This is a genomic window from Rheinheimera tilapiae (assembly GCF_042432165.1).
In the GTDB taxonomy this organism is placed as follows: Bacteria; Pseudomonadota; Gammaproteobacteria; order Enterobacterales; family Alteromonadaceae; genus Pararheinheimera; species Pararheinheimera tilapiae.
Genome location: NZ_JBHLXP010000001.1, coordinates 501,901 through 524,037 on the forward strand (window position 1 = coordinate 501,901; position 22,137 = coordinate 524,037).

17 protein-coding genes and 1 tRNA gene are annotated in these 22,137 nt (G+C 53.5%); 11 read left to right on the forward strand and 7 right to left on the reverse strand.

Going from position 1 to position 22,137, the window contains the following annotated elements:
- Positions 1-25 precede the first annotated feature (25 nt).
- The 3 genes from ACFFJP_RS02205 to ACFFJP_RS02215 all read left to right on the forward strand — a co-directional run bounded on the left by ACFFJP_RS02205 (position 26) and on the right by ACFFJP_RS02215 (position 4,015).
- Entirely contained in the window at positions 26-1,282 is a 1,257-nt protein-coding gene (locus ACFFJP_RS02205; protein ID WP_377240028.1) for an MFS transporter, read from the forward strand.
- 152 nt (positions 1,283-1,434) lie between these two features.
- Positions 1,435-2,025: a LemA family protein gene (locus tag ACFFJP_RS02210; protein WP_377240031.1), complete on the forward strand. Its 591-nt coding sequence runs from the start codon at positions 1,435-1,437 to the stop codon at positions 2,023-2,025.
- A 10-nt stretch (positions 2,026-2,035) separates the two neighbouring features.
- Positions 2,036-4,015 (forward strand): M48 family metallopeptidase, encoded by a 1,980-nt coding sequence (locus tag ACFFJP_RS02215; RefSeq protein WP_377240034.1) that lies wholly within the window; start codon positions 2,036-2,038, stop codon positions 4,013-4,015.
- A gap of 175 nt (positions 4,016-4,190) precedes the next feature.
- On the opposite strand, the gene ACFFJP_RS02220 is transcribed toward ACFFJP_RS02215, so the two are convergent.
- The 3 genes from ACFFJP_RS02220 to ACFFJP_RS02230 all read right to left on the reverse strand — a co-directional run bounded on the left by ACFFJP_RS02220 (position 4,191) and on the right by ACFFJP_RS02230 (position 8,149).
- On the reverse strand, positions 4,191-5,219 hold the full coding sequence (locus tag ACFFJP_RS02220; RefSeq protein WP_377240036.1) for a DUF2157 domain-containing protein: 1,029 nt from the start codon (positions 5,217-5,219) through the stop codon (positions 4,191-4,193).
- Between the two features lie 41 nt (positions 5,220-5,260).
- Positions 5,261-5,863: an HvfX family Cu-binding RiPP maturation protein gene (locus ACFFJP_RS02225; protein WP_377240038.1), complete on the reverse strand. Its 603-nt coding sequence runs from the start codon at positions 5,861-5,863 to the stop codon at positions 5,261-5,263.
- An 81-nt stretch (positions 5,864-5,944) separates the two neighbouring features.
- Positions 5,945-8,149: a TonB-dependent siderophore receptor gene (locus ACFFJP_RS02230; protein ID WP_377240040.1), complete on the reverse strand. Its 2,205-nt coding sequence runs from the start codon at positions 8,147-8,149 to the stop codon at positions 5,945-5,947.
- 317 nt (positions 8,150-8,466) lie between these two features.
- Between ACFFJP_RS02230 and ACFFJP_RS02235 the strand changes: the two genes are divergently transcribed.
- The 6 genes from ACFFJP_RS02235 to ACFFJP_RS02260 all read left to right on the forward strand — a co-directional run bounded on the left by ACFFJP_RS02235 (position 8,467) and on the right by ACFFJP_RS02260 (position 17,616).
- Positions 8,467-9,690, forward strand: coding sequence for a PepSY-associated TM helix domain-containing protein (locus tag ACFFJP_RS02235; RefSeq protein ID WP_377240042.1), 1,224 nt, complete (start codon positions 8,467-8,469; stop codon positions 9,688-9,690).
- Complete coding sequence (locus tag ACFFJP_RS02240) at positions 9,687-10,145, forward strand: PA2404 family protein (protein WP_377240044.1); 459 nt, start codon at positions 9,687-9,689, stop codon at positions 10,143-10,145. The genes ACFFJP_RS02235 and ACFFJP_RS02240 overlap by 4 nt, the downstream gene beginning before the upstream one ends.
- Positions 10,146-10,634: 489 nt before the next feature.
- On the forward strand, positions 10,635-12,341 hold the full coding sequence (locus ACFFJP_RS02245) for an alginate export family protein (RefSeq protein WP_377240046.1): 1,707 nt from the start codon (positions 10,635-10,637) through the stop codon (positions 12,339-12,341).
- Between the two features lie 20 nt (positions 12,342-12,361).
- On the forward strand, positions 12,362-13,357 hold the full coding sequence (locus ACFFJP_RS02250; RefSeq protein WP_377240048.1) for an SDR family NAD(P)-dependent oxidoreductase: 996 nt from the start codon (positions 12,362-12,364) through the stop codon (positions 13,355-13,357).
- Between the two features lie 156 nt (positions 13,358-13,513).
- Positions 13,514-14,569, forward strand: a complete 1,056-nt coding sequence (locus ACFFJP_RS02255; protein WP_377240050.1) for an efflux RND transporter periplasmic adaptor subunit — start codon at positions 13,514-13,516, stop codon at positions 14,567-14,569.
- A complete protein-coding gene (locus tag ACFFJP_RS02260) occupies positions 14,569-17,616 on the forward strand; it encodes an efflux RND transporter permease subunit (RefSeq protein WP_377240052.1) in 3,048 nt (1,015 codons plus the stop codon). Before ACFFJP_RS02255 ends, ACFFJP_RS02260 begins: the two co-directional genes overlap by 1 nt.
- A 50-nt stretch (positions 17,617-17,666) precedes the next feature.
- Here ACFFJP_RS02260 and ACFFJP_RS02265 read toward each other — a convergent pair whose 3' ends face one another.
- Positions 17,667-18,113, reverse strand: a complete 447-nt coding sequence (locus tag ACFFJP_RS02265; protein ID WP_377240054.1) for a hypothetical protein — start codon at positions 18,111-18,113, stop codon at positions 17,667-17,669.
- A gap of 310 nt (positions 18,114-18,423) precedes the next feature.
- Here ACFFJP_RS02265 and ACFFJP_RS02270 point away from each other — a divergent pair, with 310 nt between their 5' ends.
- Entirely contained in the window at positions 18,424-19,476 is a 1,053-nt protein-coding gene (locus ACFFJP_RS02270) for a CobW family GTP-binding protein (protein WP_377240056.1), read from the forward strand.
- A gap of 62 nt (positions 19,477-19,538) precedes the next feature.
- On the opposite strand, the gene ACFFJP_RS02275 is transcribed toward ACFFJP_RS02270, so the two are convergent.
- Together ACFFJP_RS02275 and ACFFJP_RS02280 are read right to left on the reverse strand one after the other, a co-directional pair.
- The gene (locus ACFFJP_RS02275) at positions 19,539-19,886 is read right to left on the reverse strand and encodes a rhodanese-like domain-containing protein (RefSeq protein ID WP_377240058.1); all 348 of its coding nucleotides are present in this window, start codon (positions 19,884-19,886) and stop codon (positions 19,539-19,541) included.
- A gap of 22 nt (positions 19,887-19,908) precedes the next feature.
- Complete coding sequence (locus ACFFJP_RS02280) at positions 19,909-20,766, reverse strand: hypothetical protein (protein WP_377240060.1); 858 nt, start codon at positions 20,764-20,766, stop codon at positions 19,909-19,911.
- Between the two features lie 190 nt (positions 20,767-20,956).
- Between ACFFJP_RS02280 and ACFFJP_RS02285 the strand changes: the two genes are divergently transcribed.
- A tRNA-Arg gene (locus ACFFJP_RS02285) sits at positions 20,957-21,033 on the forward strand.
- A gap of 708 nt (positions 21,034-21,741) precedes the next feature.
- Here ACFFJP_RS02285 and ACFFJP_RS02290 read toward each other — a convergent pair.
- On the reverse strand, positions 21,742-22,095 hold the full coding sequence (locus ACFFJP_RS02290) for a copper resistance CopC family protein (protein WP_377240062.1): 354 nt from the start codon (positions 22,093-22,095) through the stop codon (positions 21,742-21,744).
- Positions 22,096-22,137: the final 42 nt, after the last annotated feature.

Below are 22,137 nucleotides of genomic sequence, written 5' to 3' on the forward strand. Positions count from 1 at the left end.
CGCAGCGCGAACGGATGAGGCAGCCATGATCAATAGCGATTCAATACAGGTAGGCATGACGGAGCAACAAACACAGCAGCGTCAGCTCAGTCAGGTTAAGTGGATGACCTGCCTGATGTTTTTTGTCTTTGCCATGACCACGGACGCCGTTGGCGTCATTATCCCCAAAGTGGTGCAGCAGTTTAATTTGAGCCTGACTGAAGCCGCCGCGTTTCATTATGTGCCGATGGTATTGATTGGCCTGTCGGGTTTATTGCTAGGCCGTCTGGCTGACACTATCGGTCGCAAAACGGTGATTATGGCGGGCCTGGCGATTTACACTCTGGCCTGCGTTGCCTTTGCTTTTGGCGATACCTTTTTGTTTTATTTGGGTTTATTAGGCGTCTCTGGCCTTGCCATCGGTTTGTTTAAAACCGGCGCTTTAGCGCTGATTGGCGATATCAGCCCGGATAATCAGCAACACACCCGCCTGATGAACCGCGTTGAAGGCTTTTTTGGCTTAGGCGCCATTGCCGGCCCTTTACTCGTCACTTTACTAATTAGCTACGAACTGGACTGGACGCAGCTTTACCTGCTGGCCGGTTTGATTTGTGGTTTGTTATTGGCACTTGCCGCGATGGTGCAGTACCCAGACTATGAACCGGCTGAGCAGCAAGCGGACTTATGGCAGAGCCTGAAGCTGGTGCGCGACCCTTATGCGCTCGGGTTTTCTATTGCTATCGCCTGTTACGTTGCGGTGGAGGTGGCAGTATTTGTCTGGCTGCCGACTTTGCTGCAAAGCTATCAGGGTGAATATCAGTGGCTGGCGCTGCATGCCATTACCATTTTCTTTGTGCTGCGTACCCTGGGGCGTTTTATGGCGGAATGGATTTTAAGCAAGCTGGAATGGAGCCTGGTGCTGGCGTTGTTCAGTAGCGCGATTTTACTCTGTTATGTCGCCAGTATGCTCGGCGGTGTTGAGGTCGCGGTGTGGCTGATGCCATTGTCCGGTCTGTTTATGTCGATGATGTATCCGACCATTAATTCCAAAGGCATTAGTTGTTTCCCGCGTGCCCAGCATGGCGCCGTCGCCGGATTACTGTTGGCTTTTACCGCGCTGGCCGCTGCAGTGGGCCCACTATTAATGGGCATTGTCGGCGACTGGTTTGGCGAAGTGCGTTATGGCTTTTATCTGGCGACCGGCGTGGCCGGCGCGCTCTGTCTGCTGATGTGGCTCAATACCCTGTTTAAACCTGCTGAGGCCCGACTGGCGGCGCAGGACCAACCTTCACTTTCCCGGTGATGTAAGCACGGCAGGCTGTGCGCCTGTCTTCCCTGTTGCGGCGGCCATTGGTCGCCGTTTTTTTTGCTTGCATGCCCGATGGCTTTGCGCGACAGTGGTTAAAATTTAGTTGCTGTTTTGTTCGAACGAATCAACCAAATCAAGGAGTTAAGATGACTGGGATTATTCTGCTGGTGCTGATCGCGGTATTGGTGTTTGTGGTGATTGGCGTTTATAACCGCTTAGTGGCGCTGAAAAACCGCTGGCAAAACGGCTTTGCCCAAATCGAAGTGCAGCTGAAACGTCGTTATGACCTGATCCCGAATCTGGTCGAAACCGCGAAAGGTTATATGGCGCATGAACGGGACACGCTGGAAGCGGTGATCGCGGCGCGCAATAGCGCAGTGTCTGGTTTAGCGGCCGCCGCGGCAGCGCCCACTGACGGCGCGGCAGTGCATGCGCTGGCCGGTGCCGAAAACGCTGTGCAGCAGGCGATGAGCCGTTTTAGCGTAGTGATGGAAGCCTATCCAGATTTAAAAGCCAATCAAAATATGCTGCAACTGAGTGAAGAGCTCAGCAGCACCGAAAACCGCGTCGCCTTTGCCCGTCAGGCCTTTAACGATGCCGTAATGGACTATAACAGCTACCGTCAGAGCTTCCCGGCAGTGGTACTGGCCGGCAGTTTTGGCCATGGTAAAGATGCGACGCTGCTGGAGTTTGCCGACAGCGCCGCCATTCAGGCTGCCCCCGTGATCAAGTTCTGAGCCTGCGCCAATGGCGATGAACTTCTTTGAAGCGCAGCAACAAGCCCGCAGCCGCACCCGGCTGCTGGTGTTTTTGTTTGCTGTAGCCGTGTTGTTGCTGGTCGCCCTGACGGACTTCGTGGTGCTGATCGCGCTGGCGTTTTTGCAGGCGGATCAGCTGGATCCAGCCGCACCTGAGCAGTTCCCATGGGGCTATCTGGCGGTCAGCAGCCTGGCTGTGGTTGTTGTCATCGGTGCTGTGGTGTTGTTCCGGCTGCTGCAGCTGAAAAAAGGCGGCAAAGTGGTGGCGGAAGCACTCGGCGGCCGTCGGTTAAAAAGTGACGAAACAGACCCCAAAGTGCGGGTGCTGCAAAATGTGGTCAGTGAAATGGCGATTGCGGCCGGCGTGCCGACACCGCCACTTTATGTATTACCGGAGCAAAGTATCAACGCTTTTGCTGCCGGTTTTTCGCCAGCAGACGCTGTGATTGGCGTCACTGAAGGTACGTTAAATTTACTCAGCCGCGATGAATTACAAGGCGTGATTGCGCATGAATTCAGCCATATCCTCAATGGCGATATGCGGTTAAACCTGCGCTTATTGGCGCTGTTGCACGGCATTTTGTTTATCAGTGAGGCTGGGCAGCAATTGCTGTTTGTCCGGCACGGTGGCGGCCGTGACCGCAACGGTGCTGTACTGGTGGTGCTGGGGTTAGGGCTTAGTTTTATCATCATTGGCTACATCGGCGTGTTGTTTGGCCAGTTGATCAAAGCTGCAGTCAGCCGGCAGCGTGAATATCTGGCCGATGCCAGTGCGGTGCAGTTTACCCGCAATCCGGCCGGCATTGCCGGCGCGTTAAAGCGCATCGCCGCACTGCAACAAGGCGGGCGGGTCAAACATCCGCAGGCCAGCGAAATGAGTCATTTGTTTTTTGCTGACGCCTTGTCGCGCTGGCAAATGGGCTTTATCGGCGGCTGGTTTGCTACCCATCCGCCGTTACCGGATCGGATTAAACGCATCGAACCACATTGGATCGGCGGCCTGCCGGATGCGGCCACCGCCGCGACACCGCCTGATGCCCCGCGTACAGAGGCTGTATCGCAACCGCTGGAACAGCGCATGGCGTTATTACAGGCCGCACTACTGGCAGGACATTCGGGCGGAAATGCCGGCGGGCAAATGCCGAGCACATTAGCAGGGACATTGCCAGGCGCGCCGGAACAGTTGTTGGCCGCCGATTTGAAGTTACAGCGCCAGCAGTTGCAGGCCGAATTTGACAGTCTACCGGCCGCAGTGCGTCATGCCAGCCAACACGAATTACCAGCGCAGGCATTGTTATGCTGCTGTCTGATGAGCGAACACGAATTGCCGCGCCAGCTCAAACTGGTACAAGGCCTCGGCATGCCGGGATTACTCAGTGAAGTGGACCGTTTATTTGATCTGGTGCAGCCGCTGCAGCCGTTAACGCGGCTGACGTTGCTGCAACAGCTGGTGCCAACATTAAAGCAGCTGAGCCAGAGCCGGTTTACTCATTTACAGCAGTTATGCCGGGCACTGATTGATCTCGATGGCCGTTGTGACACCTTTGAAGCGCTGGTCTGGTTATGGCTGGATCATGTGGTCGCCGCCGAATTCGACCCACAAGCACAGGCAAAAGCGCGGCATGGCCGTTTGTCGCAAGTATTGCCGACGCTGTTGCCGTTATTACATTGGGTCAGCCTGCAGTCGGCAAATCCTACTGCTCAGCTCGACAGTTGGCAGGCGGGGGTCCGCGCGCTGGGCTTAGAGCCGGCGTCTGTGCTGCAACCTGAGACCCAGGCGCTCGGCAGCATGCAGCTGATGCCGCTGATTAACAGTACTCCGGCCGTCAAACAGCAGATTTGGCAGTCGTTGCGGGCAGCGGTCGCCGCCGACGGTCAGCTGTTGCTTGACGAATTGCTGGTGCTGCAGGGCGTGGCGTTATTGCTGGAGATCCCGATCGACAGCGCGCCGGCAGCCAGTGGGTTTTGATTCCGCCTTGTGACCCGGCGCGTACGGCGATGTTGTGTACGGCGGCACTGCGTTTGCCGTACCTACTAATGCTTTAAAAACGTAGGTACGGTAAGCAACGCGCCACCGTACGATCAATGCCCGCTGGCCACCACGTGGCGTACAAAACCGTCGTCGCCTCATCAAATCTGTACATTTAACTGCGCCTTGCAACCAGCTGCTGTACCTGCGCCGGCAGCAGTTGTTGTAAGGCGGCAGACCAGCGCGCTTCGTGACGCTGCCATAACACACCAGCATAAATCACAGCAAAACCGATAGCGCAGAGCACCAACGGGAACCAGTTGCTGTCTTCGAATAAATCAAAAGCCAGATGGCTCAGATAGATCAATATACCAAAGCCACCAAACACTGCGAACATACGCCGCGCCAGCGCGACGCCAATTAATAACAGGCCAATGTTAATTGCAGCGTATATGGCTTTGCCGATTTCACTGTCCGAATCCATCGACGTCAGGCCACCCCAAAAACTCAGCAGGCCGGATAGATACAACCAAAAGGCAAAATCGGCTTGTCGACGATTGCGCAGGTCGACATAAAACGCCAGTGCCAGCGTCAGCAGACCCCACCAGACCGCCACCCATTTGCGTTGTTGCCAGTCCGGATCTAAATCCTGCAACAGCAGCGGCGCCAAATCCATGCCGAGATACCACAGAGTTACAGCCACTGGCAGCAGTAAAAACGGTAGCCGGTAGCGATATAAAGCCACCGCCGAGGTCAATAAAGTCGCCAGTTCCATCCAGAGCCAGCGCGCGTCAATCCATTGATGGTAATGCTGGTAGTCGCGGTTGTCCCACAAGCCATATCCCAGCAACAGGCCAAATACAAAGAGCGGGGTTTGCACTAACGCAAAAGTGGCAAAGATGCCGGTTAACAGCGGTTGTTGCCGGCTGCGTTGATGTTCAGCCAGCGCCAGCCCCAACAAGGCATAACAAGCGGCCAGCGTGGCGAGGCCTAGTCCACCATAAAAATCATGGCTGAGGCTCATAAATAACGACATCGCCGCAATCGCCAGCACGCCGCCAAAGTAATACAGCAGATGGGCGGTTTTGAACTGCGCAATTCCTTGCTGTTGTTGCTGCAGAAATTGCCAGAGTTTTTGGTCCTGGCCTGGCTGCAGAATGCCTTGTGTGACGGCTGCTTGTAATTGTGTATTGGTGATTTTCATCGGGGCCTCCCTGGCAGATCTGGCTGTGATGGCATAAGCCGCTAGCTCAACTTACCACGCCGCAGATAATAATCCAGACTCAGATAACGGCCGCCACCAAACCACAGCAGGCAAAGTAGCATCACAAAATACGTAGCGGCGAATTCGATGCCGTTATTCAGCACCACCAGATTGCCGCTTTCGCTCAGCCAGTCGTAGTTGCCGTGTTCTTGTAGCAAATCCCGCGCGCGCTGCAGTTTTTCCGGTGCCGCCAGAATGCGCTCTGAATGCAGGAGAGTGCCGTCGGCGAGCCAACTAGATGCATCGGCTATCGCCAGCCAGCCATTTTTGGCATGCACAGTGATCATCGCAACAAGCATGGTGACAGCCAGCGACAACGCAGCGAGACGCGTCAATAAGCCAAATAATAACAACAGACTACCGCCGATCTCAGCCGCGATAGCCAGCGCAGCCAATAGGGTAGGGAACGGCAGTCCCAGGCCCCATTCAGTGTTGCCAAACCAGGCGACAGTGTCGGCAAAGTGCAGGTACTTGTTCCAGCCTGCCTGCAACAGCACCGGGGTCAAATAGAGGCGTAACAACAATAATGGCAAACCTTCGCTTATGCGCAGGCCAGCCAGCAGACGGGAATACCAGACAAACATAGGCAAGTCTCTGTGGGGAAATTGTCCCCACAAAGACCGCGGTACATCGACTTTTCTTTCAGCACTTTGCTGAAAATATCATCAGAACTGGTAACTGACGCTCAGGCTGTAATTGGCCGGCGCGCCATAATAGGCCTGCGCCCAATACAGACTGTTCAGATAGGTTTCGTCGGTCAGGTTATTGGCATTGACCTGGACCTGCCACTGACCATTGATGTCATAGCTGGCCATGATGCCCAGCAAGCCATAGGCATCTTGGGTCGTGACAATATCCTGACCAGCATTGGCATAGACTGCCGCGACTGTGCCTTGTTTACGCGAAATGGCTGACTGCCAGCGATAGTTCAGGCCGACGCGGGCGCCCGGTAATTGTGGCAGCTGGTAGACCGCAGCGAACTTGGCGACGCGCTCTGGCGTATAGCCTTTGACTAAATCATCACCGTCAATGTCGATGCTGGTCAATGAGCCGCTCAATTGCAATTGTTCGGTCAGACTGCCGGCCAGTTCCAGTTCAAAACCTTTGCTTTGGATGCCATCAGCAGTGCGGTACACCTGATACAGGCCCTGCACCGGGTCTGACACCGTTTTATCAAATACCGCCAGATCCTGCTGGTCGATATCAAAAGCGGCAAATGACAGTAGCGCTTTGTCGTCAAACAGGCTGGCTTTGAGGCCCAGTTCCAGCGCTTTGCCGTCCACTGCCGGCAGTAACTGGCGGTTTTCATCACGTTCTTTTTGCGGCTGGAAAATCGCAGTATGGCTGGCATACATACTGATCTGTGGCGTCAGTTCATATACGGCACCGATGTAAGGCACCACTCCGTCGTCGGCCATGGTCTGGTCGACGCCATAAGCAGTTCCTGCTACTTCGGCGTCAATCCAACGCACGCCGGTGATCAGTTTCAGGCTATCCGCCAGGTCCCAGCGCACTACGTTGTACAGCGCTTTTTGGTCGGCGTCGATGGCGCTGCCACTTTGGCCGTCTTTAAAGCTCGGCAGTGCGGTGTTGCCATCCCAGCTGGTTAATGCCGGCATGGCCGGAAAACCGAGGCCGGTGCTGTAGTCGTACAGCGACACATCGGTGTATTCACGGTCGGCGATATTGAGGCCAGTGACCAGTTCATGTTGGCGACCACCGAGGCTGAATTTGCCCTGCAGGTACAGGTCGCCAAACTGGGTGTTTTCGTCTTTGCCATAAAAACTGCCGTAACCGGTGCTGCCTAAACCGGTTTTTGGATCTATGCCGTTCGGCGCGCTGACATAGACATAAAACAAGTCACCGGCCTGATCGACGTTCATCAGCTGGTAGGAGGTCACCAGTTTCCAGTCGGCATTGATCTGGTGCGCCAGTTCAACAAAAGAGCGGTTGTCTTTGACCTGCCAATAAGACCAGTTGGCGGACGTGCTGGCGGAACGGTCGTAGTTTATGCGGCTACCGTCGCCATAATGCAGCGTCAAAGCGCCCCACATGCCGCCATTGCCCTGGCTGTCCTGGGCGCTGTGGCCAAACGTCAGCTGGGTGTTGTCGCCAAGTGCTGCGCTGGCTACGACATAACCGACAGTTTTATCGTGGTTGTAACGGTCGAGGTAAGAATCTTTATCCTCTTTCACCAGCACAGCACGGGCGTTCAGGCCGTCAGTTAAAGCACCCTGCACATCGCCTTCAAGCCGGGTATTGGCCCATGAACCGTAGCTGGCTTTGACGTTGGCGGCGAAATCATTGCCAGGGCGTTTACGCACCATATTCACCGTCGCCGACGGATTACCGACGCCGGACATCAGGCCATTGGCGCCGCGGATCACTTCTATCCGTTCAAACAAGGCGGTGTCCAAATCACCTTCGATACCACCGCCGGTGAACGGCAAACCCAGGCCGTCGACCTGGAAGTTGGTGATATCAAAACCGCGGGCGTTGTAATAAGTGCGGTCGGTTTCTATGCGTTCAACGTTCACCCCAGTCGCCTGGTCCAGTGCCAGATTGATGTTGGTCAGGCCAAAATCCTGCAGTTGTTCTGCGGACAAAATGCTGATGGCTTGCGGCGTGTCTTTTAACGACAAGTCGAGCTTGGTGGCGCTGCTGTTTTGATTAACCAGATAGCCTTGAGTGCGGCTGCCTGTCACTTCAATCCGCTCGACACTGCGATCAGCCGCGATGGCGCTGTCGTCTGCAGCCAGTCCGGCATGGCTAAAAAGGGCACTGCTGATGGCAAGCGCAAGCAAAGAAGGAGCCTTGATACCGGTGGCAGCAGGCATGTTTTGCAAAGGGGTAACCACTGACTTGGACATGATAAAAACCTATGTTAAGTACGCAAATAAGAATCATTATCACATGCGTTTTTGCTGATTTCGACTAATAAATTTTTGGCTTATTACTAAGTGACTGTTTTTAAATTGAATTAACTGAGTTTATTTGCAAATCTTAACGCGAATAATTCTCAAATATATTTGAGAGCTAATGATAATTCAGGTACATTGCGTTTTTCCAACGTCATTGCCGCAGGTTTTTACGGCAGTGTGAGACTGGCGGCGATCTGTGCTGTGGCTGCTGCTGGCAGGCGAGTGGTGGTTGGTCCGGTGGCAGGTTAAGTAACAGGTAAAGTTCGATGAAAATCTCGCAAAAACTCTGGTTTCAGTTACATGGCTGGTGTTCGCTACCGGTCTGGCTGATTTTTACTGCGGTCTGCCTGACCGGCACTATTGCCGTACTCAGCCATGAACTGACCTGGTTGTTTAACGAAAATGCCCGGGCACTGAATCCGCAAAACCTACCAGCCAAACCTGTCGCTGAACTGGTTGCTGCCGTGCAGCAGGCTGAGCCGACGGCTGCTGTCACTTCAGTGATGGTGCTGGAGCCATATTTAGTCACTGCGGTGCTGTTCACCACTGAAACCATGCCTGCCGCCATTGCCTATGTAAATCCTTATACCGGCGTCGTGCAGGAGATTAACCCCGGCATCAACTTCATCACTTTTATGCGCAGTTTGCATGGCTGGTTATTGTTCCCATGGCAGCACAGTTACAGTGTCGGTTATTACCTGGTCAGCGCGATGTCGTTGCTGATGCTGGGCGCTTTAATCACCGGCCTGATCATTTACAAGAGATTTTGGCAGTCGTTTACCGCGCCGAAACTGCGCTTGCATCAGGGCAAAAAGACGGTACTGGCGGACTTGCACCGGCTGGCGGGCGTCTGGTCGCTGTGGTTTTTACTGCTGATGTCACTGACCGGCTTGTGGTATCTGGTTCAGGCGGTGCTGTGGCACAACGAGGTCGAGTTTTCTTATGAAGTGGCACCGCTGAGCAGTCTCTATGTGCCGGCACCGGTAGCGGACGGCGACGCCTTACAAACAGTACCGGCGATGATCCCACTGGCGCAGGCGGTTGCGCGTGCACAGCAGTTCTTGCCTGAACTGAAACCGGCTTTTGTCGCGATGCCGGAACATCCGCGGGATTATTACCGGATCTCAGGTTATGGCGATTCGATTTGGTTTGATCAGTATTCCTACAACGTCTGGATCAATCCCTGGACCGGCGAAGTGGCCGACACTCGGGTACCGGCGCAAATGGGCGCGCTGGAAACGCTGATGTCGGTGGCGGACCCGCTGCACTACGGCACTATTGGCGGCCTCTGGACCAAAGCCATCTGGTTTGCGTTTGGTTTGCTGGTTAGCGGCATGGCGATCACAGGTTTTATGATCTGGGGCAGCCGGACTATCCGTGGTGCTGCCGGTCGCGAAGCGCGGGAGCGGGTTGAAACAGCCATGACAGCACCGCAGCAAATACCGACTCTTTCCCGCACCACCGACAGCAGCGCAGGAGCCAGCCAATGACAGAGCAGTATCAAGGACTGCGCCAATTTTGGGCGCGGCACAAGTTTAAACTGAATGGTCTGGTGTTAATCCTGCCGTTCTGGTTTTTATATCAGTCGCTGAACCTGCAGTTCCCGCCGGCATTGCCAAAAGCGCAGCTTGGGCCTTATGCAGTCACGGCGATGCCGCTCAGTGAAGACGGTCCTTATGCGCATCATGGCGAATGGGTAAAAGACTATTACCTGCAGTGGTGTGCCGGTTGTGTCGAAAAGATCCGTCAGGGCTTTTTGCTGGTCAGCGACAATGAGCCGGATTTAGCCAGCTTAAGCCGCGACCACAGCAGCCTGTTGCACGGCAATAAACACGGCCTGCATGTGCACGCGCGCACACCGCAGCAACTCAAAGCCGGCGACAAACTCTGGCTGATTATCGAAGACTGGCAAGGCCAGGTCTACTCGCATCATTGGGTGTTATAAGACGCTTACATCTGTTGTTGCTTTGCCCCGCGGAGTTTAGGCCGGCCCAGCTGGATGAGCTGGCCGAACAGTGGCGCGAGCAAAAATATCGCGACGACCTGAGTAATATGTATCTGACCGCTATTTCGGCGATCCGAAAGACAGTCTTTGGCCAATGCTCGGTTTAAGTTTCTGGGGCTTCGCGACTCATATCATGCCCAACGACAGCTCAAATGCTTTTGTTTTGTTCAAATACAAAATCGATGCTGATTTTAAGCAGCAATAGCTGGCTGTGTTGATGAGTGTCGGGTAGATCTCAGTAAGTCTGGTGTTAACAGCGATCTGGATTACGCTAGCAATCACGGGAGAGGCTTTCATATCACAGGGCACACTGTGCGTGACCTGATGTCATGCGCCAGACACATAATTAATTTTTTGTTAATTACTTGCGGGTAGGGTGTATGTGAATTAGTTTTTATTATCAATTGACTAAATCAGAAACGCCCGTTCATGTTCACCATCAGAATTCTGTATGTCCTTATCTCCCTTGTCGCGGTCTCTTTGTTGTTTCGTCCGGTGTCTGCACAAGTCGCTGTCAATCCTTATGAAGAGCAACGAATAGACTCAGTCAGTGTGGTACTGGTGACGCCTGCACCTGATGCGGCGAAAAGTGCCCGTCTGGTCGACAAAGTCCGCAAAATGCTCGCGCTCTTTCCGGGCGATTTATACCGCGAACATGCTGTACAGCTCACACTGTCGACGATTAAACGGCTTCCCGATATCGCCAACCTGACACATGAAGTCGAGTTTAGTCCGCGAGGCGGTTTGCAATTACTCGTCAAAGTCGAGTTGCCGCCGGAAAACATCAGTGCTGAATCTGTACCTCAGTTTCCCTGGTTGTATGACCGGCAGGGGACCTCGATCAAGGCCAAAGTTGAGTTATTGGGCATGTATTACGGTAATCAGGATGCCTGGTTTGGCCGGGAAGAAAAAATGCTGGATGGCAACCCTTTTGCCATTGGCAAATCTGCGGGCAAAGGCTATTCAGACTGGATTGAGGGCTTTGTCCATGGCGGTATTTATGGCATCACGCCGGTAAGTGACGATGTCAGTGTGTACGGCGGGTTTAGTGCCATTGCATCAGGTTCAACCGGGCAGGAGCTTTTTACCGATCAAACTCGCACACATGTGGCCACGGAAGATGCTTTTGCCGGTATCGTTGGTGGTGTGGTGACAGAAGATGGAGACAGATTCGTCTACAACTTCTCTGCCGGCCGGCAGCGTTTTAGCCTCGGCGAAGGTTTTTTACTGGTGAATACCTCACAAAATGGTTTAGACAGAGCGGCATTGCAGTCAAACCCACGCTGGGCAAGCGATCAGGTCGTATTGGCGCAATTTGCCTATAACAACGTCAAAGCTGAATTTTTTGCAGTCGATCCGGACGAGTTGGCAGCTATCGATTCAAAAACCAAAATTCGTGGTGTGAATCTGCAGACCAATCTGACCGATTATCAATTGGGTTATGCTTATCTTTCCGTACCTGAATCTTCCACAGGCTATTACACCACCAGTGCGCAATATAGTCGCGAAGGTTTGCGGGTACACAACGTCAGGTTGCGCTGGCAGCCAACGGCGCCACAGCAACATACCACCGCAGTGCCATTTGCCGGCGCTGAATTCGCCAGGCAGAGCAACCGCAATTTTTCAATGGCTGCATTGGGTTACTTTGTTGAAGGGGGTTATGTCTTTCCGTCGGTCAGCTGGTCACCGACTGTCAGCTATCGCTATGCCCGGTTTAGCGGCGACAAAGCTGACACTCAGACCTTTGAGCGCTGGGACCCTCTGTTATCCGGTGGAAACGGTGAAACCTGGGTGCAGGGTATCAATCATTTTAAGATTTTTCAGAACTCCAACCTGATTAGCCACAGGGTGCAGCTGCGATTAAGACCAAAGCCACAAATCGAATTGGTGCCGCAGCTCTGGTGGTTCAAAGCGGATTCCCTGACAAACTTAGGCGGCAATCCGGCGTTGTCATTTCTGCCGGATGACGATCTGGGCAGGGAGCTCAATCTGACCGCTAAGTATTTTTATTCCAGAAACATCATGTTGCAGGGGCATATAGCGGCCACCTTTGCCGGTTCTGCGGTCAAGGATGCTTTGGGTACACATCACAGTCCATGGATCAGCACTATGCTGTTTTTGCGGGTTGGTTTTTAAACAGAAAAGAAGGATTTGCTATGGAACGCAGAGATTTACTTAAGTACAGCGCTTTTATGACGCTGGCTACTGCAGCCGGTTCGGGTTTTGCTCAGGTGCCATTGAAACAACCCCCGCCGGTCCTAGGTGTCAAAGATGTAGATGCCGTGCCTGAGAACTATTTTGTGCCGGATCGGTTTAAAGGCAAAACGATCATTGTCACCGGGTGTGCACGTGGTATGGGCGCAGCGGCAGCAATCCGCGCGGCCCGAGAAGGTGCGAATGTGGTCGGGGTGGACTGGATCGAAGATCTGGGGGCGGCCACCATCAAGGCTATTACTGATGCCGGTGGTAAAGCGATTTTTGTGGCAGGCGATGTCGGTAAAACAGAAACCTGTGAACGGATGGTCGCAGCGGCCGTTCAGCAGTTTGGCCGGGTTGATTATGCAATTAATAACGCCGGGGTCATGGATGGCGTTTATTCCGGTGATCCGATCAATTATCAAAAACAAAAGTCACTGATTTTTGCTCCGGTGCATCTTGCTAGTGACGAATATTGGGACCGGGTGTTTCACAGCAATGCGGCCGGGGTGTTTCGCAGTATGCGGTCTGAACTGAAACAGATGGTGGCACAAGGCGGTGGTGGAGCCATCGTGAACGTCGGTTCGATTGCTGGCCTAACCGGCCTTTCCGGAAATCCGGCCTATGTCGCCAGTAAGCATGCCGTGACGGGGCTGACCCGCAATGCCGCAATTGACTATGCGCCTTATGGTATCCGGGTGAACTCAGTCAACATGGCAGCGACCGACACACCAATGGTGGCGCGCGCAGGGGCTTTGGTTAAAGAAGCGTCCAAAGAAGCAGGCCCAAAAATGGGGATGATTAAGACCCAAAGCATTCTGGCTTATGCCGATAGCCAGAAGCGTCCTGCAACCGTTTGGGAACAAGTCTCGGTCATGCTGTTCCTGCTGTCACCGGAAGCCTCCAACCTGACCGGTGCGACCTATGCCACCGATGGTGGCTGGACCACTTACTAGTACTGCGCAACCGAGCCCTGTGGCTGGCAGTTTCTGACACTTGCCAGCCATTTGGTCGAACTGACGCTCTGAGCGGCTTCCAGCGCTCTTTTGCTATTCCTGTGACTGCTGCTGGTGCAGCCCCGATTATCGCAACGGCTTATAAAGGACTTAACAATGCTCCCCTCTCTGAATCGTTCCTTACCTGTGCTTTTGTCCTTGTTGTTGCATGGTTGTGACAAACCCGCTGAGCAGGCGACGGCGCCTGTAGATGTGTCAAGACCGGCCCTAATCTACACCGTGCAGCAATCCGGACTGAGCGCAGCGAGTTTTACCGGTGTGTTGCGCGCAGCACAGCGAGTCGAGCTGGCGTTTCGTCAACCGGGTAAGCTGACGCAGTTGCATGTGCAGGAAGGTCAGCAAGTCGTTGCCGGCCAGCTACTGGCGGAACTGGATAATCAGGAGCTGGCGACGCTGCTGGACTCTGCCCGTGTTGAATACAAACAGGCCCAGGCAAACTATGCCAGAGGCGAGACTATCTTTCGTGAATCTCAGGCCATTTCGCGCAGCGACCTGGAACAGTTACTGACCAAACGCGATGTCGCCGCCAATAAAGTCAGTCAGGCAGCACAGAATTTAGATAATGCGCTGCTCAAAGCACCTTTTTCCGGTGTGGTGGCACAAAAGCTGACCAGCAATTTTGCTACGGTGCAGGCGAATCAACCTGTGTATGTGTTGCACAACCCGACGGATTTTGAGGTTGTTATTGAGGTGCCGGCGAAATACTTCGTGAATCCCAGAGCCAGCGTACATGGCCTGGCTGAGATCGAAAATTTACCCAATCAACGTTTTGCCGTGACTTATCGCTACCACGCCAGTGCGGCCGATCCGATGGCGCAGACTTACCAAGTGGTGCTGGGATTTGATGATCTGGCCGGTGCCCGGTTAATGCCGGGCATGAACGCAAAGGTATTTGCCAAATCAGCGAGCGGTGCCCAGCAGCAAAATATTCTGATCCCTGTCACAGCGGTGGTGCCTGCCAATACCGGCGAACAGTTCCTCTGGATAGTGGGCTCCGATAACAAGGTGCAAAAGCGCACTATTATGCTTGGCCGGCTGTTTGGCGATCAGATTGAAGTTACGGATGGTTTATTAGCCGGTGATCGGATCGTTGTTGCCGGTGTGCAGGCGCTGACGGCCGGCATGAGTGTGCATGCGATGGAGACGCGCTGATGAATATCGCCCGTTATTCGATGGCCAAACGCACCAGTTTGTGGGTCCTGGTGTTGATTATTCTATTTGGCGGCTACCTGAGTTATCAGCAACTGGGTCGTTTTGAAGACCCAGAATTTATTATCCGTAAAGCCGTGATCGCAACACCGTATCCGGGGGCCAGTGCCCGCGAAGTGGCCGATGAGGTGACCGATCTGATTGAGCGTTCGGTCCAGTCACTGCAAGAGGTGAAACAAGTCAAATCGGTATCCAGTCAGGGCATGTCGGAAGTGACGGTTGAGATTGATTTGCGCTTCGCCCGTACCAGTGCTGAGTTGGATCAGGTTTGGGATAAATTAAGGCGTAAAATCGGTGACGCTCAGCGGGGCTTGCCGAAGGGGGCCGGACCTGCAGTGGTCAATGATGACTTTGCCGATGTCTACGCGCTGTTTTATGCCATTACAGGACCTGGCTATTCTGACAGGCAACTTTATGATTATGTTGATTTTTTAAGTAAAGAACTGGCCATGGTGGCGGGGGTGGCTAAAACCGCCGTACTGGCCAACCGGCAGGAAGAAATTTACCTGGAGTTTTCCGCCGCGCGCCTTGCCGCGCTGGGGATGACAGCTCAGCAATTGTATGGCGTACTGCAAAAACAAAATCTGGTGGCGACTGCCGGTGAGCTCAGTGCCGGGCAGATGCGCATTCCGGTGCGACCGGCGGCAGCAGTGGACAGTTTTGCCGCATTACAACAGCTGCCGGTAGCGGTCGGACCCAATGGTAAAACCCTCGCTTTGTCTGACGTAGCCACTATCAGCCGGGCGTCGAAAGAGCCGGCCGGCTTGTTGGTGACTTACAACGGTGAACGGGCAATTGGCCTGGGGGTCTCCAATATCAAAGGCGGCAATGTCGTTGCAATGGGGGACGCCGTGAAGGCCCGCCTGGCCGAACTCGAGTCACAACGCCCGGTTGGCATGGAACTGAATCAGGTCTCTGTGCAGTCGGAATCAGTGAAGGCCTCAGTTGCAAGCTTTGTTGATAATCTGATCGCTGCAGTCCTGATTGTTTTTATTGTTTTGCTGTTTTTTATGGGCTTCCGGGCGGGCGTCATCATCGGCTTTGTCTTGCTGCTGACTGTCGCGGGAACCTTAATCATCATGTTGATTGACGATATCGCGATGCAGCGCATTTCACTTGGCGCGTTAATCATTGCTCTTGGGATGTTGGTTGACAATGCCATCGTGGTGACTGATGGCGTGATCGTTAAGCTCCAGCAAGGCGAAGAGGCCGAGCAGGCCATCAGCGATGTTGTTGCTGCGACCATCTGGCCTTTATTAGGCGGTACGCTGGTTGGTATTCTGGCCTTTAGTGCTATTGGCCTGTCACCAAGTGATATGGGGGAATACGCCGGCTCACTGTTTTGGGTCATCTTGTATTCGATGCTGTTGAGCTGGATATTTGCCGTGACGGTGACACCGATGCTCTGCCAGCAGTTTTTAACGGTGAAGCCGCAGAATGCCGCAAGCGCGGATAGCCGCATCATGCGTTGGTACCGGCAATTGCTGGAACAGGTGCTGCGTTATCGCCTGCTGAGCGGTGTTATTCTGCTGGTATTGTTTGTGCTGGCGGTGTTTGGCATGCGCCTGGTACCGCCAGGTTTTATGCCGGAATCGCAGCGGGCTCAATTTGTCGTTGATTTATACCTGCCACAAGGCACATCGATCGAGCAGACTGCCGCAACTACCCGTCAAATCGCAGCCGATGTGGCTCAACACAGCGGCGTGACTCACATCACCAGCTTTGCTGGCGGCGGTGGTCTGCGTTTTATGCTGTCGTATTCACCGGAGGCCCGCAATCCGGCTTATGGTCAGTTGCTGGTTGACGTTTCCGACCACCAGCAAATCAGTGCGATGGTGAGCCTGTTACAGCGACAGTTGTCCGCGGCTTACCCCGACGTCTCAATCAAAGTCTGGAAATTTATGCTGGGCCGCGGCGGTGGCAAAAAAATTGAAGCCGGTTTTAGCGGTCCGGATCCGAAAGTGTTGCGTGTGCTGGCAGAACAGGCCAAAGGCGTCATGCTGAATACTCCGGGCCTGATTGCCGTCCAAGATGACTGGCGTCAGCAAGTGCCGGTATTGGTGCCGGTTTACGACACCGCTTTGATGCAACAGCTGGGATTGACCCATGTTGAAATTAATCAGGCGCTGCAACAAACCCTGAACGGGAATGCCATTGGCAGTTTCCGGGATGGTCATCGCTTGATCCCCATAGTAGTGCGCGCGCCGGCGTCGGAACGCACAGATGACCGCTTGCTGGATACGGTACAGGTCACCAGTCCGCTGACACAAAAACCAGTTCCTCTGAGCAGTCTGACAGTGAGTTCTGCGGTGCAGTGGCAAGACGCGATGATCCGACGTATTGATCGTCAGCCAACCATTCTGGTGCAGGCTGATCCGGCGCCAGATGTGCTGACCAACGAAGCGTTAGCGCTGTTACGGCCACAAATTGAGGCGATTGACTTACCTGCAGGTTATCAGTTGACCTGGTATGGTGAATACAAAGCGTCTAACGATGCCAATCAGGGCATTGCCAGCTCAGCTCCGCTCGGTTTTGCCGCGATGATCCTCACGGTTGTGCTGATGTTTAATGCAGTACGCCCGGCTCTGGTTATCTGGCTGACGGTGCCGCTGGCTATAGTCGGGGTAGTGATTGGACTGGTGGCCTTTAATACGCCTTTTGAGTTTATGGCGATCCTCGGCTTTTTAAGCCTGATTGGCATGATGGTAAAAAACGCCATAGTGCTGGTTGATGAAGCGGACCACAACATCAAAGCCGGGTTGGCACCATTCCTGGCCGTGATACAGGCGTCCGTCAGCCGGGCAAGACCCGTGGTGTTGGGCGCTTTGACGACCATTCTTGGTGTTGCACCGCTGATACTGGACCCATTCTTTAAAAGTATGGCGGTGACCATTATGTTTGGCCTGCTGTTTGCCACAGCGTTGACGCTGGTGGTGATTCCATTGCTTTATGCGGTGCTGTTGCGGATCCCGTCGCCGCAACCTGAATAATGGACCGTACCAGCCAGTCACCTGCGGGACTGGCTGGTAATCGGTTATGCTTAATGCAGATATGACGTGCTATGGCGGTCCGGGGTTGCCGACGCCACCTGGTGATACCCACAGTGCAGCAACGCCTCCTGCAAATCAGCCTGCAGCTTCAGCAGGCTGGCGCAGAGCGCTGCGGGGAGTTTGGGTTGTTGCAGCGCACAGCAGAACCAACGCTGGGTTTGTTTTAGCAGGGCGCGGCTGCGACCTGGCTGGCCGGCGGCGCGATAGCTGTTGGCTAAGTTGCGTACGGCCACCACCAAGCAGCAGCTCGGCAGACATAATTCATCATCACTCAGGCGCTGCAGAGCACCCGATTCGGCCGCAGCGCCTAATGTGCTTTCCAACCAGACCGGCCAGACATCCTGCATTGCTTGTTGATAGCAGTGTTGGGCCTCCGGCCAGTTGTCAGCAAAATAGGCCTGATTGCCCAGTTCCATCCAATGTTGCCAAATCTGCATAAAGCCTCCCTGTGCTGTGAACTGCTGGTCAGCCTGCCAGCGGTTGCGTCGGAAACCACTGATATTGCTGATTTAATACTAAAAACAGCGTGACCAGTGCCACAGTACAAAGCGGGGCTAATTTTTTACGGAAGTTCATTTGCGGTTCCTCCACAGCAGGGATAACAGCAGTATAACTAAATGCGAATAGTTATCAATAACAAAAATTAATCAATATGAGTGGAAAAATTGCTGCAACGCCGGCGTCATGGCTGGCAGGGTTTTGTGATACTATCACGCTGTTTTCGCCTGCAACTGCCCCGGAGTTTTTATGCGCCATGAACGTATCCCACTGATTTTATTAACTGGTTTTTTGGGTAGTGGTAAAACTACGTTGTTAAATCAGCTGGTGCAGTTGCCGGAGTTCAGCCGCACGCTGGTCATCATCAATGAGTTTGGTGAGACCAGCCTGGACCATTTGTTGGTTAGTAAAAGCAGCGACGACCAGATTGTCGAGCTATCGAGCGGTTGTATCTGCTGCACTATTCGTGGCGATCTCGCCAAAACGCTCAGCGATGCCACCTGGCGTTTTGCCCGCAACGGCGTGCGCCAGTTTGACCGGGTGGTGATTGAAACCACAGGTTTGGCCGAACCGACGCCTATTCTGCAAATCATCAGCAATACGCCAAAACTGTATGACAGCTACCGGATGCAGGGCACTGTGACGGTAGTCGATGCGGTCAATGGCGCCGGCACCCTGGCGACACATCCCGAAGCGCAAAAGCAGGTCGCGGTTGCTGATTTACTGCTGCTGAGTAAATCGGACCTTGCCACGCAAGCCCAAGAAACCGAGACACGTGAAGCGATGTTGCTACTGAACCCGACGGCGCCGGTGCAGCTGGTGCTGCAGGGGCAGACTCAGGTTGATGAGATTTTGGCGCTTGATCATGCGGAACCGGTGCAATCGACCGCGCCGCTACACAGCTGGTTGCCTACCGAACAGCTGAGATTTGCACCGGTTAGCGGCAAACAAGGGCTGCTCCGCGCCGATCAATCCAGCGCAGCACCGGCCGATCTGAACCGCCATAACGACCGCATCCGTGCCTATTGTTATGTGTTGGAACATCCAGTCACTGCGGCGCAAATCGACCAGTGGCTGGACGCGCTGATGCCGGAACTGGGGCCGCAGTTACTGCGCCTCAAAGCGATTTTAAATGTGGTCGGGTTCCCGGGACCGCTGGTGGTACACGCGGTGCAACATCTGTTGCATCCGGCGGGGCTTTTAAAAGAATGGCCGGACGAAGACCGGCGCTGCAAGTTGGTGTTTATTACCGACAACTTAAGCGCCGAACGGCTCGAGCAGAGCCTGCAGTTGTTACAGTAGCGGCAGGCTATTGTGGGCGGGGCTGCCGAAGCGCCCCGACCGGGTTTTGTCTGGCCACTGCGCTAGTTGGATGTGCCGCCTTTTTCTGCCGCCGCTTTTAACGCCTCATAACCACCAGCGTTATGCACATTGGTAAAACCCAGCTTTTTCAATTCAGCTTCCGCCAGGCCCGAGCGGCGGCCTGAGCGGCAGTAAAGCTGGATCTCGGCATTTTTATCCTGAGTCACTGTAGCGATTTTAGCGGCGATGTCGGTATGGACGATATTGACGGCGCCGTCGAGATGACCAGCCTGAAACTCTTCGACACTACGCACGTCAATCCAGATTTTGTCAGCGGCCAGCGCCAGTGGGCTGCAAAGAGCCGACAAGCTGAGCAGGGCTGTTGCGCACAGCATTTTTATCTTATTCATCAGTCATTCTCCGGGTTGAATATCAGAAATTTGTGCCATACGCAGTATTGTACAGCTGGGTCAATTCGCTATGTAAATCAGGCGAAAACCAGTGCAAATGTGCGTCCAGATAGGCGCGTTGTTTGCTGACGCTACTGATAGCGTGTTCTAGCCTGGCCAGGAAAAACCGGCCTTTTGACGTATCAGCGCAAATAATATGGCCAGGTAATGTGGTCGGCGACTCCGCTAAGGCAAAACTCAGCACTGCGGGTTGCTGCGGCAGTTGCGCCAGATAGTGTTGCACCACATTCGGGTATTCAATCAGCAGGTCAATGCGGCCCCGGCTGAACATCTGCAGAATGGCGCCGGCGTCATCAGGGCCGCTGCGAGAGAACAAGTGGCTTTCGCCGGGCGCTTGCTTCAGCAGCCGGTCCAGCTTATCGCCATAACTGCGCCCGGCAGCAAAACCCAACTTGAAGCGTTGATTGCTGTCCAGCAAACGTTGCAGACTCAGCGGCTTGGTTGCGCCGAGTTGTTGCAGCCAGGGCACCAAGCCTGAAGATTGCAACACATAGAGCCGCAGCCCCGGAAAAATCACCTGCGGCTGATGGCTGATGAGCCCCCAGTCACGCCGCGCCGGCAGCGGAAGTTTGTTACCAACACAAGCATGCGGATTGCTTTGCAGCAATTTGGCGGCACGCAGCGTAGTGGCCTGTTGCCGGCTGACCGTCACCCCCTCTAACTGTGCTTCCAGTAAGCGGAAGGTGCTGTCATTGATATCCAGCATCTGTAAGTTCTGGTCTGGTGCATGTTCCGTCAGCCACAGCAGCGGGTGTTCGGTCCGCCCCGAGACATGAGCAGCGAAACAGCACAGCAACACCAGCAAAGCCGCTTTCAGCATCCTGCGTCCTTTAATATACAAAGGTCTAATATACTCTGAAAAACCACCTTGTCCCGCACTTCTATCGCATAGAAAAAACCAGTGAACGACAGACTGGTCAAATTTTGACTAATCAATTGATAAAGTGGATAAACCGCCGTTTTTGCGGCTGGACAAGCGCCGCCGCGCACAATACAATGGCCGCCGTCGCGCACCCGTAGCTCAGCTGGATAGAGCGCTGCCCTCCGGAGGCAGAGGTCTCAGGTTCGAATCCTGACGGGTGCGCCATATAAATCAACCACTTAGAGGCAACTCAAGTGGTTTTTTTATTTTCTGTGACAGTAAAAATCGAATTTTGTGACACTTTCCCTGTACTGGGAACCGCTATTTTTGACCTCTGCTCTGCGTCTCGTTTTTCAGCATTTTGTGCCTGAATAGGCACGTTCTCAACTTCAGTGTTGTGATTATTCCTGGTTTTGGCGAGAACATATCAGCAGGCTACAAGCTGCCAGATATCCTTGTCTGAGAGAGCCTTAGTATTAAAACAACAATCTATTTCACTAGAGCGGCTTTTGGGGATTGGTGTTATTTGTCATTTATGGACGTTGACCCTACGAATAATCGAATCGCTGCTTTTCACTGAAAGCAGACAATCCTGCCAAAACTAAAGCTGAGCTCTCGAAAATTTCGAGACTTCAATACATCGTTAAAACGTAAAAAAGCGCACATTGATTTTTTCTTTTTTTACTGGTTATCAGCGTTCGGATTATAACGATGTGGCACAAATTAGCTGTCCACTACAATAAACCGAGCCAGAAAGCACTGTGCCGATAAGACGAGCAATGACATTTTTATGTAATAAAAACCACCATCAAGGGAGACTGACAATCAGATAGCTATGTAAGGAACAATTGACTGCAAACGCTCTGCTGAACATCTTCGCTTTCATTTAGAGCCCTCGATGCTCAATGGAGTTTCGAGGGCTCTTAAACAACGTCATTTCACAGTGAAGCTAACTTTATTGGTTATCTCGTGTAAATCCCGACCCTTTACCATATAACTAATCGTATATTGGCCTGCCGGTAAACAAGGCAGCTGAACACGATGCTCCCAATTCGTAGTGGTCCTTGGCCGAAACCCGACGTCAATAAGTGTCCCTTTCGCATCAGAGAGCATGAACTGCTTTAGTTTATGCTTTTGCGTGAATCGGACATAGAACGTATCTGGGCATGTTGGAAACACGTCGCCATCAGCAGGAGAGACTTTCCGGGTGATGGGGTGCGCGTAGGTAATATTTGGCCACAACACTAAAGCCATGGTAACTATCAACAGCAGTTTGATAAGACGCATACATCCTCCTTTGAGGATAAAACGCAGCTTTCGCTGCGTTCA